Source organism: Halobacillus sp. GSS1 (assembly GCF_017307035.1).
In the GTDB taxonomy this organism is placed as follows: domain Bacteria; phylum Bacillota; class Bacilli; order Bacillales; family Halobacillaceae; genus Halobacillus; species Halobacillus litoralis.
The window spans coordinates 1057340-1073362 of the sequence record NZ_JAFLHE010000001.1 but is presented as its reverse complement, the minus strand read 5'-3'; the positions used below and the strand labels follow the sequence as shown (position 1 = coordinate 1073362).

General features: G+C 42.9%; 14 protein-coding genes. 12 read left to right on the top strand and 2 right to left on the bottom strand.

Annotation, left to right across the window (positions count from 1 at the left end; genetic code table 11):
- Positions 1-28 precede the first annotated feature (28 nt).
- Positions 29-586 carry a ComE operon protein 2 gene (locus J0K78_RS05680; protein ID WP_206945762.1) on the top strand — a complete coding sequence of 186 codons (558 nt, stop codon included), beginning with the start codon at positions 29-31 and terminating at the stop codon, positions 584-586.
- Positions 583-2856, top strand: a complete 2274-nt coding sequence (locus J0K78_RS05675; RefSeq protein WP_206945761.1) for a DNA internalization-related competence protein ComEC/Rec2 — start codon at positions 583-585, stop codon at positions 2854-2856. The genes J0K78_RS05680 and J0K78_RS05675 overlap by 4 nt, the downstream gene beginning before the upstream one ends.
- A 43-nt stretch (positions 2857-2899) precedes the next feature.
- On the opposite strand, the gene J0K78_RS05670 is transcribed toward J0K78_RS05675, so the two are convergent.
- On the bottom strand, positions 2900-3034 hold the full coding sequence (locus tag J0K78_RS05670; RefSeq protein ID WP_089654323.1) for a YqzM family protein: 135 nt from the start codon (positions 3032-3034) through the stop codon (positions 2900-2902).
- A gap of 348 nt (positions 3035-3382) precedes the next feature.
- Between J0K78_RS05670 and holA the strand changes: the two genes are divergently transcribed.
- Positions 3383-4402 (top strand): DNA polymerase III subunit delta, encoded by a 1020-nt coding sequence (gene holA, locus J0K78_RS05665; protein ID WP_206945760.1) that lies wholly within the window; start codon positions 3383-3385, stop codon positions 4400-4402.
- A 181-nt stretch (positions 4403-4583) separates the two neighbouring features.
- Here holA and rpsT read toward each other — a convergent pair whose 3' ends face one another.
- Entirely contained in the window at positions 4584-4844 is a 261-nt protein-coding gene (gene rpsT / locus J0K78_RS05660; protein ID WP_089654321.1) for a 30S ribosomal protein S20, read from the bottom strand.
- Positions 4845-5005: 161 nt separating this feature from the next.
- Here rpsT and gpr point away from each other — a divergent pair, with 161 nt between their 5' ends.
- The 9 genes from gpr to dnaJ all read left to right on the top strand — a co-directional run bounded on the left by gpr (position 5006) and on the right by dnaJ (position 15979).
- Positions 5006-6097 (top strand): GPR endopeptidase, encoded by a 1092-nt coding sequence (gene gpr, locus J0K78_RS05655; protein WP_160915103.1) that lies wholly within the window; start codon positions 5006-5008, stop codon positions 6095-6097.
- Positions 6098-6175: 78 nt separating this feature from the next.
- Complete coding sequence (gene spoIIP, locus J0K78_RS05650; RefSeq protein ID WP_206945759.1) at positions 6176-7324, top strand: stage II sporulation protein P; 1149 nt, start codon at positions 6176-6178, stop codon at positions 7322-7324.
- A gap of 14 nt (positions 7325-7338) precedes the next feature.
- Positions 7339-7653 (top strand): hypothetical protein, encoded by a 315-nt coding sequence (locus J0K78_RS05645; RefSeq protein ID WP_206945758.1) that lies wholly within the window; start codon positions 7339-7341, stop codon positions 7651-7653.
- A 99-nt stretch (positions 7654-7752) separates the two neighbouring features.
- Positions 7753-9567 carry a translation elongation factor 4 gene (gene lepA / locus J0K78_RS05640; protein ID WP_206945757.1) on the top strand — a complete coding sequence of 605 codons (1815 nt, stop codon included), beginning with the start codon at positions 7753-7755 and terminating at the stop codon, positions 9565-9567.
- Positions 9568-9640: 73 nt separating this feature from the next.
- Positions 9641-10780 (top strand): radical SAM family heme chaperone HemW, encoded by a 1140-nt coding sequence (hemW, locus tag J0K78_RS05635; protein ID WP_206945756.1) that lies wholly within the window; start codon positions 9641-9643, stop codon positions 10778-10780.
- Between the two features lie 380 nt (positions 10781-11160).
- Entirely contained in the window at positions 11161-12183 is a 1023-nt protein-coding gene (gene hrcA, locus J0K78_RS05630) for a heat-inducible transcriptional repressor HrcA (protein ID WP_206945755.1), read from the top strand.
- A 117-nt stretch (positions 12184-12300) separates the two neighbouring features.
- On the top strand, positions 12301-12831 hold the full coding sequence (gene grpE, locus J0K78_RS05625) for a nucleotide exchange factor GrpE (protein WP_206945754.1): 531 nt from the start codon (positions 12301-12303) through the stop codon (positions 12829-12831).
- Between the two features lie 42 nt (positions 12832-12873).
- A complete protein-coding gene (gene dnaK, locus J0K78_RS05620) occupies positions 12874-14706 on the top strand; it encodes a molecular chaperone DnaK (RefSeq protein ID WP_160915089.1) in 1833 nt (610 codons plus the stop codon).
- A gap of 142 nt (positions 14707-14848) precedes the next feature.
- Positions 14849-15979, top strand: a complete 1131-nt coding sequence (gene dnaJ / locus J0K78_RS05615) for a molecular chaperone DnaJ (RefSeq protein WP_160915087.1) — start codon at positions 14849-14851, stop codon at positions 15977-15979.
- The last annotated feature ends 44 nt before the right edge of the window (positions 15980-16023 follow it).

The following is a 16023-nucleotide window of genomic DNA, read 5'->3' as shown; positions in this document are numbered from 1 at the left end:
AACTTGATGAAAAAAGTGGGGGTACATAATGGAGCGTATTACTTGGAATCAATACTTTATGGCTCAAAGCTATTTATTAAAATCACGCAGCACGTGTCAGAGGCTGGCTGTAGGTGCGGTCATTGTAAGAGATAAGCGTATGATTGCTGGAGGGTACAATGGGAGTGTCTCCGGAGGTGTCCATTGTATCGATGAGGGGTGTTATGTCGTGGATGGTCATTGTGTACGTACCATTCATGCGGAAATGAATGCGCTTCTCCAGTGCTCAAAGTTCGGTGTGGCTACTGAAGGAGCAGAGATTTATGTGACTCATTTTCCGTGTCTGCACTGTACGAAAGCCATTATTCAGGCAGGGGTCAAAGCTGTTTATTACAGCGAAGATTATAAAAATGATCCCTATGCGATTGAATTGCTGCAACAGTCGGGGGTCCGCATGCAAAAGGTTCCTGTGGAACAAGAACCGCTTCCTGACGAGCAGCAGCTTCTCATACGACAAATGCTCGAAAAGCTCGAGTCGAATGGAGACCCTGAATCCGAGCAGCTCGTACAAGAAGCAGCTCAACTTCTAAGGTTGGACAGTCGATGATTTCCTTGAGGGGATCGTGGCACATTCCCGTCATAGCATTTGTGCTTGGCGGGGTGTTAGCGATCCAGGAAGGTTTTGCTTTTTGGATTGTAGGGTTTATTTTTCTTGCCTGGTTGTATAGTTACCGTGAACATCTTCTATTCCTTTTCATCCTCCTCCTATTCGCCGCAGGTGGGTATATTCATCTTCCTCTCGATTCCTCATCTTTTTCTCCCCAACCCCTCTATAATGATCTCTTAAAAGGTAAAATCATATCTGATTTGACAGAAAGTGATCAATCCTTCTCTGTCATCTTAAAAGATGGTGCTGGTAAAGTACTCGTTCGCTATTTGAAAGAGAAAGAAAATGATTCGGTCCAAGAAAGTTTGAAATATGGAGCTGTTTGCAGGATCAAAGGAGAGAGAAAACCTTTTGAGGGGGCAAGGAACCCAGGGCAGTTTAATTATCAGGCTTATATGGCAGGCAAAGGCATTCATTCTCAAATCCTCATAAAAAATGAAGCAGCTATCCAGTGTGATGGGAAATCGTGGCTCAGCTCCCTTTACGACACTAGGAAACAGTTGAAAATGACAGTTAAGGAAAAGGTTTCTCCAACCACTTATATTTGGATGGAGGCTCTGGTATTTGGAGATACAGCACTTATCGATTCTTCTACGGTAGAATGGTTTAGAGAGTTTAATTTGTCCCATATTCTAGCCATATCAGGGTTGCACGTTGGTCTTACACTCGGCGGGTTTTATTTTCTACTATACCGGACAGGCCTAGCCACAAGAAAGCAATCCAGGCTCTTCTTGCTTCTCCTCCTGCCTTTTTATATGTTTATCTCAGGTGGTGCCCCTTCTGTTTTACGTGCAGGATTTATGGGCGTGCTTCTTCTACTCACCACTTTTTTGCAAAAAAAGATCCCCATTATTGACCTCCTCTCCTTCACCTGCTTATTCTTGTTGATTTTGTCCCCCTCCTATTTTTACCACTTGGGTTTTCAGTTTTCATTTTTAGTCACGTTCAGTCTCCTGCTTACGATTCCGATATTGAAGCAATATGAAAGTAAGTGGAGGCAGTCTGCGATTATCGGACTGGTCAGCCAGCTTTCTCTCCTCGCTTTGCAGGTCCATTATTTTTATGAATTTCAACCATTTTCCTTATGGGTTAATATGATCGCTGTTCCTTATTTTTCATTATTTGTTATCCCTTTCCTGATGGTGATTTTTCTCCTCTCCTTTCTCGTACCGACGGTTTGTTTATTTCTCTCCTCTGCATTTTCCATCGTACATGAATTTATTATTTCCATGTTAATCACTCAGTCTGAATCTCTTGACTACATCTGGGTCATTGGTGAACTGCCTTCATTTTTCATCATTTTGTACGCAGTTTTTTTCGTCATAATGATGAAAAAATGGGAACAAAAAGAAAAGGTGAAAGCATTTCTTGCTTCTCTGGCTGTTGTTTTTGTTTTGATTTTTTATAGTTCAATGCCGTATTTCTCGGAGGAAGGAGTCGTAACCATGCTGGATGTTGGCCAGGGGGACGCGTTTGTCATAGAACTGCCGTATAGAAAGGGAATCATTATGATTGACGCCGCTGGTCCGTCAATTTTCTCATCAAATAAAGAAAAGACGGCCAATGAGGTGATCTTACCTTTTATTAAGTCAAGAGGCATTAACCGTATACATGCTCTTTTTATTACTCACGAAGACTCTGATCACAGTGGGAGCGTGCCTTTCATACTTGAGGAAATGAGAGTAGATCGCATCTATGTGAGTCCTTTTCATACAGAAACATACGAAAATGGAGTGATCGTTGAAAAAGTAAGTGCGGGTCAGAGCGTTCAAGTAGGGGGGCGTGATTTTGATGTGATCCATCCGTTAATCAATGGAGATCTCGGAGACCCAAATGACAATTCGCTCGTATTAAATAGCATATTTGGTGGTGAGCGATGGTTCTTTACAGGAGATATATCTGCACAGGTGGAAAGAGAGATCGTTATGAGGAAATCGATACGACAGACAGATGTGTTAAAAGTCGCCCATCATGGAAGTCATACCTCGACTTCAGAGGAGTTTTTGAAGGCGCTGCAACCTAAAATCGGTTTGATTTCTGCGGGGGTGGACAATCGTTATGGCCATCCGCATTCAGAGGTGGTGGAAAGATTAACGGAGCGTGGAGTTGTATTGCTTCAAACCAATCGTCACGGTGCAGTTCAATACTTTTTTTCTGGGCAAAGTGGAACGTTTTCAACGTTTATTCCGTATAATGCGAGCAGAGAATAAAAAAAGACTGCCGAAAACAGCAGCCTTCCGGTTTTGCCTTTCATTACTGTCCAAGAAAAGAAAACAAAACACCGATGAAAAAGATGACGAAGAAGAAAACAAATGAAAATACAAACCCTAACCCAGAGTCGATCACATCATTAGTTTTGGATTGAATATCGTTTTTAAACTCGTTCACTGTTACCCCTCCTATATCAATTACTAAGTATAGTCCATTTTTAACCAAAAATCTACATTTACCGGGCATGAAAACGAATTTTATCGATGATTCATACTCTTCCCACTCCTAGCAAGACTTGTCACAGATAATTCTTACGTAAGCGGTCAAACTAAACGCAAGAGAGGAACAACATCGTCCTCTCCAAGAGCTCCCGGGGCTTTTGGAATGGCGTTTATATAGATGGTTCATACGGCGGCATCAGCACACCATTTTGACAGAAATTCCAAAGAAACATAAAATGGTGACACTGAGTTCCCCTTAATGGGGCGCCGTACTCTTTTTTTATAAAGGAAGGACAACCACTTTATGGTCAATGTAAAACAATCACAAGTGTACTTATTATATGGAGAAGAACCTTATTTAATTCAAGAACATAAGAATAAAATCATTGAAAAAACGTTAAAGAAAGAAGACCGAGAGTTTAATATCTCCCAATATGATTTAGAGGAGACTCCCATTGAAGATGTCATGATCGATGCTGAAACGTTTCCTTTTCTTGGCGAGGGAAAAGTTGTCATTGCCAATCATCCTGTCTTTTTAAAGGCCAAACCAGATAAACTGTCGTTCGAACACGACACAGATTCATTACTGGAATACCTTCAAAATCCTGCTGACTATACGGTACTTATTTTAATTGCTCCTTATGAAAAGCTGGATGAAAGAAAAAAAGTGTTCAAGCAATTGAAAAAGAATGGAGAGGTTATCAATTGTCAGCCGGTTAAAGAATGGGACATTGATCAATGGATTCAAACATTAGCCAACGATTTACATATCACGGTTCCTAAAGACATTCATGAACTGTTCACCCAAGAGATTGGCGCGAATCTTATGGCGCTTAGGAAAGAAATGGAGAAATTGTCTTTGTATGTCGGAGAAGGCGGCGTGGTCACGAGAGAAATTGCAGAGCAGCTTCTTTCTCACAGTGCAGAAGCTTCAGGGCTTAAACTTGTTGATGCCGTAATGGAAAAAGATTTGGGGAGAGCCATTCGAATTTATAAGGATTTGGAAAAACTGAATGAGGAGCCGATTGCTCTAACAGCTCTTTTAGCTTCTCAATTCAGGATTATCAGTCAAGCCAAGGTCCTCAAGCAAAAAGGGTATGGCCAGAATCAAATGAAAAGTTACATCAAGGCCCATCCTTACGTCATTAAAATGGCGCTGAAGAGGGAGCGTGCCTTCACTCAACAGGAACTGGATCAAATTATGAATCAACTGGCAGAAACGGATTACAACCTGAAACAGGGGAAAATGGAGAAAGCATTGGCTTTTGAAATGCTTCTCTATCGTTTAATTAACATTAAACAAAATACATCAGTCTCTTCGTGATTACATCCCATTAAGATGTTCGTGCTGATATGGGGGTAGTGGATCGCTTCTCAATCTTGAATAGGTTATAAACAATGGTGACATAAAAAGAAGCCCTCCGATGAATCGGAGGGCTTCGTTCATGTAAAAACGACCCATTCAATCAAGAAGGATCGTCTGTTGGTCATAAATTACGAATGAATTATAATGCGTTGACTAGTTTAGTTAGGCGGGATTTTTTACGGTTCCCTGTGTTTTGAGGAAGGGCACCACGTTGAACAGCTTTGTCGATTTTCTTAACAGCTGTAGGAAGTGCTTCTTTCGCGTTCTCTACATCTTTGCTTTCAACAAGCTTTTCTACACGTTTAACCGCTGTACGCATGTCAGATTTGAAAGCTGCATTCAAAGAACGAGCGTCATCATTCGTACGTACACGTTTTTTCGCTGATTTAATATTAGGCATAGTTTCACCTCCTAGGTAAAAACAAAAGACTCATTCATATCGAACAAGAGACATTTTACCAGAGCAGGGTGCTGTTTTCAATACTTATCTCAATACCATTCCATTCATTTGCATAGTTTTTATCTGCTTGGGAGAAGATTTCCTTAAGGAGGTTGAAGTGAATGGAGGAAAATTTCGACTACACGTTGAGAACGGACCTGGCGCTTGAAGCTCAGGAGATGAATGTTAAAGATGAACCTGGATCCTCAGATACCGATGGGGTCGAGGTTCATGAAAACGAGAAAAACGAGATTAAAATTACCTATGTGACGGTGGATGAAGCAGGTGCTGAACGAATCGGGAAAAAGGCGGGGCATTATGTCACGTTGGAATCACTGGCTATCCGTAAGCAGGATCATCAATTGCAGGTGAATTTATCCAAGACGTTATCCGGTCAGTTAAGAAAATTAATGAATGAGTGTGGCATAAAAGAAATGGATCGTGGGTTAATTGTCGGACTTGGTAATGCAAATGTAACCCCGGACGCATTAGGACCATTGGTCACAGAAGAAGTCTATGTAACCACTCATTTATTTGAGCTTCACCCGGAAACCGTATCGGATGGTTATCGACCTGTTTCTGCTTTTACACCGGGGGTCATGGGCGTAACGGGCATTGAAACCAGTGATATGGTGCACGGGATTATTGAACAGACAAAACCGGATTTCGTTCTAGTCATCGATGCCCTTGCTTCACGGTCAATTAATCGGATCAATGCGACCATACAACTTTCTGATACCGGGATTCACCCAGGATCTGGAGTAGGCAACAAGCGGAAAGAAATAAGCCGAGAGACATACGGAATCCCTGTAATATCCATCGGAGTACCAACAGTAGTCGATGCCGTGACCATCACGAGTGATGCGATTGATTATGTGTTAAAACACTTTGGAAGGGAATGGCGGGAAAAAGATCGTCCTTCCAATGCTTTGTCACCCGCTATGAACCCGTTTGAAAGAAAGACATTGACGGCTGAAGATCATCCGAATGAGGAGCAGAGTAAAGCGGTCATGGGCATGTTCGGCCAATTAGAAGAAATGGAAAAGAAGCAACTGATTAAGGAAGTGCTGACTCCCCTCGGCCACAATTTGATGGTTACACCTAAAGAGGTGGACAGCTTCATCCAGGACATGGCTCATGTCATTGCTAAGGGAATCAATGGGGCCTTGCATCCCGGGATAGAAGATGGAGAAGCACAATCTTATTTTAAATAATGATTTAATAGAGAGGTTCTATTAAATTCCTCTCTCTCATACCATTTACTAGATAGTGGATGAGGGGGAGGATTTTTCATGTCTCGTTACCCGATCATGAAAAAAAACAAGAAGAGTTATATGAAGCAGGGGACTAGGTGGACCATCATCGCAGTCACCGTTTTGCTTTTATTATTTATTGGAATTGGTATTCTTACAGGTGCAAAAACAACCTATCGTATTTACTCAAGTACGATACAGGAATGGACCACCAAGCTTGAAGGCAGTGCTTTTTTATATCTATTTGAAATGGAAAACCGCGCCTTTAAAGATGCCCATCCGGAAGGAAACCGAATTCCAAGCTTAACGACATTGTCCTTTCAGTTACTTACGAGTCTTACACCAAATGACCCAAGAAGCCTCCTGGGAAGGGAAATCCCAGGGTTATCTTCTTACAATAGTCAAATTATCATCGCTGGTAAAGGGACGGACTATTCCACCCTCCCTATTGAGTCTGAGCCCCCTATGATCGTAGATGACCGCGGAGAGGAAGGGGATGTGGAAGAAACGAACGAAGAAGATGACAAACAGGAAGAGAAACCAGTGGGTGAAGATCGTGTCTATATATACCACACGCACAACACTGAATCTTTTTATCCGCATTTACCTGATGAGTCTACCGACCATGATGGAAAAGTAAACATTACCCTTATTGGAGAACGTCTTGGAGAGAGTTTGGAAAAAAGAGGAATCGGTGCAATTGTTGATAAAACAGATGTAGCTGCTTTAAGAAGTGAAAAAGGAATGGAGTACTATCAATCCTACGATGCAATGCGTCCTGTAGTGGAAGAGGCCATCAGCCAGAATGGAGGCATTCAGTATTTATTTGACCTTCATAGAGACTCCCTTTCCAAGGAGCACACCACAACAACGATCAATGGCAAGGATTATGCACGGTTTGCTTTCGTTATCGGTGCTGAGCATCCTAAATATGAAGAGAATTTGCAGCTGGCATCAAAAATTCACCAGCTTCTTGAAGAAAAATATCCTGGGATCAGCCGAGGAGTCATTACGAAGAAGGGCTCAGGGGTAGATGGGATTTATAACCAGGACCTGCATCCGAATGCCATACTTATAGAGTTTGGCGGTGTTTATAATCATTTAGATGAATTGTATCGTTCAGCTGATGTCATGGCTGAAGTTTTCAGTGATTATTACTTCGAAGATGAAAAAGTATCTACAGAGTAGGGAGGAGGAGCAGATTGAAATGGTTAGTGGGGGGATTCATCGTTGCCATCGTTTTTGTGACAGGAGCTTTTTATGGGATTGACAAAACGAACGAAAAGCTGGATGACCGCCCCGCTGTTGTGACGACTCAAAAATCCCAGCAAGAAGCGGATCATAGGGTGGAAAAGCAAGCATTAGCAGCACCAGAATCCGATAATTTTTGCTCCCCTCCTAAAATAGAGGATGGAGTACCCTGGATCTCGCAGCTCGCTGGAGGCATGGGAAAAGGGGTATCTTCGACCTTCAATGGAGTCATCGTTGTTTTGTCTGAAATTATCCAGGCAGGTTAATAAGATTCAGATGTTGTTGGGGTTTACATTGAATAATGCTGGCCGTATTGCTATAATCAACCTAGATATTTGTGTCGAATTCAGTAGGAGTGATTTAAGTTGACAGCACAATCTAAACAAGAAAGGGTCCGCAATTTTTCGATTATTGCCCATATCGACCACGGGAAATCGACACTTGCAGATCGTATTCTGGAAAAAACAAAAGCATTAACCCAAAGAGAAATGAAAGAACAATTCCTTGACGCGATGGATCTCGAGCGTGAGCGTGGAATCACGATCAAATTAAATGCCGTTCAATTGTCTTATGAAGCCAATGATGGACAGGATTATACATTCCATTTAATTGATACCCCGGGTCACGTGGACTTTACATATGAGGTCTCTCGTAGTTTAGCGGCCTGTGAAGGAGCGATCCTGGTTGTAGATGCTGCTCAGGGGATAGAAGCACAAACATTAGCCAATGTTTATCTGGCACTGGAAAATGATTTAGAAATCATCCCGGTCATTAATAAAATTGACCTTCCTGGTGCCGACCCTGAACGAATTAAACAAGAGATAGAAGATGTCATCGGAATCGATGCTTCTGACGCCATTCTTGCCTCTGCTAAAGAAGGTGTGGGCATTGATGAAATTCTGGAGCGGATCGTGAGTGACATTCCAGCCCCTGAAGGCGATGTGAAAGATCCGACGAAGGCTCTGATTTTCGATTCCTTGTATGATTCCTACAGAGGGGTCATTGCCTATACCTGTGTTCGTGAAGGCTCTATCAAACTTGGAGATAAAATTAAGATGATGGCTACGGGCAAAGAGTTTGAAGTGAATGAATTGGGCGTATTCCGCCCGACCCCGACCCCATTGAAAGAGTTGAATGTTGGGGATGTCGGTTATTTGACGGCATCGATTAAAAACATCGGCGACAGCCGTGTAGGTGACACGATCACCCTGGCCAATAACCCTGCATCCGAACCACTGCCGGGTTACAAAAAGATGAATCCGATGGTGTTCTGTGGAATGTATCCGGTAGATGCGAGCAAATATAATGACCTTCGTGATGCTCTGGAACGTTTGGAACTTAATGATTCTTCCCTTCAGTTTGAGCCGGAAACTTCCCAAGCTCTTGGCTTTGGGTTCCGGTGTGGCTTCCTTGGAATGCTTCATATGGAAATCATTCAAGAACGTATTGAGCGCGAATATAAGATCGACCTCATTACAACGGCACCAAGTGTTATTTATCAGGTGACCCTTACAGATGGATCGGTCTTCAATGTGGATAACCCTTCTATGATGCCGGATAACCAGAAACTTGAAGAGGTTCAAGAGCCATTTGTTAAAGCGACAGTTATGGTCCCTAATGATTATGTCGGTCCAGTCATGGAAATCTGTCAACGCAAACGAGGCAATTTCATGGATATGCAGTACCTAGATGACAACAGGGTCAATATCGTTTATGAGATTCCATTGTCTGAAATTGTTTACGATTTCTTTGATTCCTTGAAATCCCAAACGAAAGGGTATGCATCCTTTGATTACGAGTTAATTGGATACCGTGTATCCAATCTCGTGAAAATGGATATCTTGCTTAATGGAGATACCATTGATGCATTGTCCTTCATCGTACACCGTGACTTCGCGTACGAACGTGGAAAGCTCATTGCTGAAAAACTTAAGGAATTAATTCCAAGACAGCAATTTGAAGTCCCTGTCCAGGCAGCCATCGGGAATAAAATCGTGGCTCGGACCACGATTAAAGCGATGCGTAAAAACGTTCTTTCCAAATGTTATGGTGGAGACATTTCCCGTAAACGTAAATTGCTTGAAAAGCAAAAAGAAGGGAAAAAGCGCATGAAGATGGTCGGATCTGTCGAGGTTCCTCAAGAGGCCTTCATGTCCGTCCTTGACTTGAACGAAGACTAAAGCTAAAGGAACACAGTTGAAACCGCAGGAGATTTCTCTCTTGCGGTTTTCCTTATGAAAGGTGGTAACATCCATGAACATCCCATCCGCATATATTCACATCCCTTTCTGTCAGCAGATTTGTCATTATTGTGATTTTACGAAGTTTTTCTATAATGAACGTCTGGCAGACGACTATTTAGAAGCTCTTGAAAAAGAAATTCACACCTATATCCCGGGAGAAAAAGCGAAAGTGAGAACCATTTTTGTCGGTGGCGGGACTCCGACAGCCGTGAACCACAAGCAGTTAGAAAAGCTTCTACAAATGATTAATGACCATTTTGATATTGCCGGCTGTGAAGAATATACCTTTGAAGCAAATCCCGGCGATTTGGACGTAGAGAAAGTGCGTCTGTTAAAAGAGTATGGCGTCGATCGTATATCTCTCGGAGTACAGGTTTTCGATGATGATATGTTGGAAAAGATCGGACGTGTACACAAAGTAAAAGATGTCTACACGAATATTGATCGTCTCGTTCAAGCAGGACTGACGAATGTCAGTATAGATCTTATGTATGCTCTCCCTGGGCAGACGGTTGAAGATTTTGAAAAAACCATAGATGAAGCGATGCAATTCGGCTTGCCTCATTACTCTTCCTACTCTCTTCAAATTGAACCGAAAACGGTGTTTTATCAACGGTACAAAAAGGGTAAGCTTACCAAGGCGAAGGAAGATGATGAAGCAGAAATGTACGAATTGCTACAGCGGAAACTAGCAGAAGCTGGAGCTGTGCAATATGAAATCAGTAACTTTGCCAAGCCCGGGTTTGAAAGTAAACACAACCTGACATACTGGAATAATGAATATTATTATGGAATTGGAGCGGGTGCTCACGGGTACCTGCCGGGTAAACGGACGATCAATATCCGCCCGCTGCCTGCTTATGTGAAGAAAGCCTCAGAAGATGGAAAGCCCATTCTCCATGAGGAACCTATTGGTCTTAAAGAACAGTTGGAGGAAGAAATGTTTCTCGGACTTAGAAAGACTAAAGGAGTATCGAAGGAACTCTTCCAGCAAAAGTATGGAAAAACACTTGTTGATGTCTTTGGAAACAAGCTTACAGAACTAAAAGAGCGCTCATTAATAGAAGAAGACACTGGTTATATTTCTCTCACATCAAAGGGGCGCATTCTCGGTAATGAGGTATTCCAGGAGTTTTTATTGGATGAATAATTCTATGAACGTTCTACCATAAAAAAGGTTGGTCGATTAAAACGGACATTTGGGGGGAGACTCTACGAATGTAGAAACTGGTGATCTCCCTCAAAGGTTTTGTTTGTGCAGGGGAGCAAGAGCTTCTGGAAGAGCAGTGAGCCATTCCCCTCTCCAACCTGATCTCTTATTACTTCATTGACTGGACATCATATCATCAAATGGGTGCTTGAAGGAATGGAATAAGGAAGTTCAACATCGACATTTTCCAAAAGAGAAGATTGATCTGGAGGAACGACTAAAAAAAAGAGGTTTATCCGTTGACATCCCTCACCCCTTTTGATAATTTATTATTAGATTTAGCACTCACTGTAAACGAGTGCTAACAGGGGTGATCATCGATGTTAACAAATAGACAATTGCTCATTTTGCAAGTCATTATTGATGATTTCATTCTGACCGCACAACCTGTAGGTTCGCGGTCTATAGCTAAGAAAGATGCTGTAACATTCAGTTCAGCAACGATAAGGAATGAAATGGCTGATTTAGAGGAATTGGGTTTTATTGAAAAAACTCATTCATCTTCCGGAAGGGTCCCTTCTGAAAAAGGGTATCGTTTCTATGTCGACCATCTTCTTTCTCCATTGCGCCTTTCCAGTCAAGAGATTGTGACTATTCGGGAAGCATTCGATGATAAAATGATGGAGTTTGAACGTGTGGTTCAGAAGTCAGCAGGTATCCTTTCCGATTTGACGAACTACACATCCATTGTGCTCGGACCTGAAGTATTCGAAACAAAACTAAAACAATTGCAGATCGTTCCATTATCTGATCAGTCTGCTATTGCGATTTTAGTTACGGATACCGGGCATGTGGAGCATCGTGCTTTCAACGTTCCTGTAGAGATTAAGGGTGCAGATTTGGAAAAGATGGTGAACATTTTAAACAGCCGGCTCCAAGGAGTCCCGTTGGTGAAATTGCATGAAGTACTCTATTCTGAGATCAATGATCTATTGAAAACACATACGGATCATCACGAAGAAGCTTTCCAGTATTTGCGTGCAGCTCTATTGGATGAGCATCCGACGAAACTGTACATTGGTGGAAAGACAAACATTCTCATGCAACCCGAATTCAGGGACCTTGATAAAGTCAGGTCTTTGTATGCCACCATTGAACGGGAAAGTGAGATGGCTGACTTGCTGAGGACTGGCAAGGAAGGAATTCAAGTCCGAATAGGACAAGAAAATCCTTTTGATGCTATGCAGAACTGCAGTCTGATTACGGCAAGTTATCAGCTCGGGAATGATCAAGTGGGTACGATTGCCCTTTTGGGCCCGACCCGCATGGAGTACAACCGGATGTTTTCATTGATGAACGTCTTATCCAAGCATATGACAGATACGTTCCGTGGCTGGTATTAGTACAGTAGAAAAGAATAGGATCATGCACCGATTGCTTCTTTAGGTCTCATACTTTTTCAGGATAAGGATTCATGTTATAGTCAGTAACGGTGTAATGGAAAGTAGGAGGTGGAAGTCGTGGAAGAGAACAAACAAGAGATCATTGATGAAAAAGATGAAACTCAAAATGAGGAATCTGAACAAACAGTAGTCGAAGAGACGGATGAGCTGGAACAGCTTCGTCAGGAAAAAGAAGAGGTCAATAATCGACTGCTTCGTTTGCAAGCGGATTACGATAATTTCCGCCGTCGTACTCAAAAAGAGAAAGAGGCGGACAGGAAATATAGATCCCAGAGCCTTGTAGAGGAATTAATACCGGCTCTGGATAACTTTGAAAGAGCTCTCCAAGTGGAAGTGGAAGGCGATGCAGCCCAAAACTTCGCAAATGGAATGAAAATGGTTTATGACCAATTCAAAGCAGCTCTTGAAAAAGAAGGCGTCGAAGAAATTCCTGCTAAAGGGGAAGCATTCGATCCTCATATGCATCAGGCGATCATGCAAGTCGAAGACGAAAATTATGAAAGTAATGTCGTCGTCGAAGAGTTGCAGAAAGGTTACCGCCTGAAAGATCGGGTTATCCGCCCGTCAATGGTAAAAGTGAACCAGTAAAAATTATCTTATGAACGAGTACGTAAAGGAGGACATTTAACCATGGGTAAAATCATTGGTATTGACTTAGGTACAACAAACTCTTGTGTAGCAGTAATGGAGGGGGGAGAAGCGAAAGTAATCCCTAACCCTGAAGGGAACCGTACGACTCCTTCTGCTGTTGCATTTAAGAATGGTGAACGTCAAGTAGGGGAGGTCGCAAAACGTCAGGCGATTACAAACCCTAACACGATTCTTTCCATCAAACGTCATATGGGAACAGACTACAAAGTAGAAGTCGAAGGTAAAGAATACACGCCTCAAGAAGTTTCTGCTATCATTCTTCAGTATATCAAGAGCTATGCAGAAGATTACCTTGGAGAAACAGTAGATAAAGCGATCATCACAGTTCCAGCTTACTTTAATGACGCTGAGCGTCAGGCTACAAAAGATGCTGGTAAAATTGCTGGTCTTGAAGTTGAGCGTATCATCAATGAGCCGACAGCAGCTGCGCTTGCATACGGTATTGATAAAGAAGACCAAGATCAAACGATTCTTGTTTATGACCTTGGTGGCGGTACATTTGACGTATCCATTCTTGAAATTGGAGATGGAACATTTGAAGTTATTTCTACAGCCGGTGACAACCGTCTAGGTGGAGATGATTTCGACCAAGTCATTATTGATCACATGGTAGCTGAATTCAAAAAAGAAAACGGCATTGATTTGTCCCAGGATAAAATGGCAAAACAGCGCTTGAAAGACGCGGCTGAGAAAGCTAAGAAAGATCTTTCCGGCGTTGCTCAGACACAAATTTCTCTTCCATTCATCACTGCAGGAGAAGCCGGTCCGCTTCACCTTGAGATGAACTTGACTCGTGCGAAATTCGAAGAGCTTGCATCTGACCTAGTTGAGCGTTCTATGAAACCGACACGTCAAGCACTTAAAGATGCAGACATGAGTGCAAGCGACATCCACAAAGTTATTCTTGTAGGTGGGTCTACTCGTATCCCAGCTGTACAAGAAGCCATTAAGAAAGAAATCGGTAAAGAACCTTCTAAAGGTGTAAACCCTGATGAAGTTGTAGCGCTTGGTGCCTCCATTCAAGGTGGCGTACTTCAAGGAGATGTGAAAGACGTTGTACTTCTTGACGTTACTCCACTTTCCCTTGGAATCGAAACAATGGGTGGCGTTACGACGAAATTGATCGAACGTAACACCACAATTCCGACAAGCCACTCTCAAGTATTTTCAACTGCTGCTGACAATCAGACGGCTGTTGATATTCACGTCTTGCAGGGTGAGCGTGAAATGGCGCAAGATAATAAGACACTTGGCCGTTTCCAGTTGACAGATATTCCACCAGCACCACGCGGTGTGCCTCAAATCGAAGTAAGCTTCGACATTGATGCTAACGGAATTGTTAATGTACGTGCGAAAGACATGGGTACTAACAAAGAACAATCCATCACGATCAAGTCTTCTTCTGGTCTTTCTGATGAGGAAGTAGAAGAAATGGTTCGTCAGGCGGAAGAAAACGCTGAAGAAGACAAAAAGAAACGTGAAGCGATTGAACTTCGTAACGAAGCAGACCAGCTGATCTTCACAACAGACAAGACGATCAAAGATCTTGGTGAACAAGTAAGTGAAGAAGAAAAACAAAAAGCTGAATCTGCGAAAGAAGAACTTCAGACTGCCCTTGAAGGTGAAGATCTTGACGCAATCAAAGAGAAGAAAGAAGCACTTCAAGAACAAGTGCAAGCTCTCTCTGTGAAGCTTTATGAGCAGGCGCAAGCTCAGGCTGAAGCTGCGCAAGGCCAAGAAGGCGGCGGAGCTGACGACGATGTCGTTGATGCAGATTATGAAGAAGTGAACGACGACGAGAACAAGAAGTAAGAAAAGGTAGAAAAAAGTCAAAGTCAGGTTCTTCTTGACTTTGACTTTTTTCATGAACAGGTAAAGAGATGACGTTTGCCTGCCTAGATTTTCAATGTTAATATAAACCTTATGTAATAGCGTCCGGGAGAGTGATCGACAAGTGAGTAAACGTGATTATTATGAAGTCCTTGGCGTGTCCAAGGATGCTTCAAAAGATGAAATTAAGAAAGCCTACCGTAAACTGGCGCGTAAGTATCACCCTGACGTCAGTGAGGAAGACAATGCTTCTGAAAAGTTCAAGGAAGCAAAAGAAGCTTACGAAACGTTAAGCGACCAGCAGAAACGTGCCCAGTATGATCAGTTTGGTCATGCCGGTCCAAACCAGGGCGGCTTTGGCGGTTTTGGTGGAGGCGCAGAGGATTTCGGCGGCTTTGGCGACATTTTCGATATGTTCTTTGGTGGCGGTGGACGTCGCCGTGACCCGAACGCACCAAGAAAAGGTGCAGATTTGCAATATACGATGACCCTTCAATTCGAAGAGTCCATTTTCGGAAAGTCCACCGATATTGAAATTCCTATGGAGGAAGATTGTGACACTTGTGATGGCTCAGGTGCTAAACCAGGAACCTCACCTGAAACATGTTCCCACTGCCAAGGTTCAGGCCAAGTCAATCAGGAACAGAACACCCCGTTTGGCCGCGTCGTAAACCGTCGTGTATGTCACCACTGCCAAGGCACAGGGAAAATCATCAAAGACAAATGTAACACTTGTGGCGGAGATGGCCGAGTGACGAAGCGCAAGAAAATTCACCTGGACATCCCAGCAGGTATCGACGATGGTCAACAAATTCGTGTCCAAGGTAAAGGGGAAGAAGGTGTCAATGGAGGCCCTGCCGGAGACTTATTTGTTGTCATCCGCGTACAGCCTCATGAATTCTTCCAACGTGAGGGTGATCACATTTTCTGTGAGATTCCTCTTACCTTTGCACAGGCCGCGCTTGGTGATGAAATTGAAGTCCCTACTGTACACGGAAACGTGAAATTGAAAGTGCCTGCCGGAACACAAACTGGAAAGACATTCCGTTTGAAAGAGAAAGGTGCACCGAACGTCCATGGCCGTGGCCAAGGGGATCAGCATGTGAAGATGAAAGTCATAACGCCTAAGAATTTGACAGAACGACAGAAAGAATTGCTTCGTGAATTCAATGATATTAGTGGCAATGAAGCAACGGATGAGCAACACGGAAACTTCTTCGAACGTATGAAACGTGCGTTTAAAGGGGACAGCTAAAGGTTAAAAGGAAGGTGTCTGTACGATGGGTTGATGGGTAGTTC

What these genes read in the sequence shown, in the direction of transcription:
- J0K78_RS05680 (WP_206945762.1), top strand. Translation starts at nt 29, where the DNA reads ATGGAGCGTATTACTTGGAATCAATACTTTATGGCTCAAAGCTATTTA.
- J0K78_RS05675 (WP_206945761.1), top strand. Translation starts at nt 583, where the DNA reads ATGATTTCCTTGAGGGGATCGTGGCACATTCCCGTCATAGCATTTGTG.
- holA (WP_206945760.1), top strand. Translation starts at nt 3,383, where the DNA reads ATGGTCAATGTAAAACAATCACAAGTGTACTTATTATATGGAGAAGAA.
- rpsT (WP_089654321.1), bottom strand. Translation starts at nt 4,844, where the DNA reads ATGCCTAATATTAAATCAGCGAAAAAACGTGTACGTACGAATGATGAC.
- gpr (WP_160915103.1), top strand. Translation starts at nt 5,006, where the DNA reads ATGGAGGAAAATTTCGACTACACGTTGAGAACGGACCTGGCGCTTGAA.
- spoIIP (WP_206945759.1), top strand. Translation starts at nt 6,176, where the DNA reads ATGTCTCGTTACCCGATCATGAAAAAAAACAAGAAGAGTTATATGAAG.
- hemW (WP_206945756.1), top strand. Translation starts at nt 9,641, where the DNA reads ATGAACATCCCATCCGCATATATTCACATCCCTTTCTGTCAGCAGATT.
- hrcA (WP_206945755.1), top strand. Translation starts at nt 11,161, where the DNA reads ATGTTAACAAATAGACAATTGCTCATTTTGCAAGTCATTATTGATGAT.
- dnaK (WP_160915089.1), top strand. Translation starts at nt 12,874, where the DNA reads ATGGGTAAAATCATTGGTATTGACTTAGGTACAACAAACTCTTGTGTA.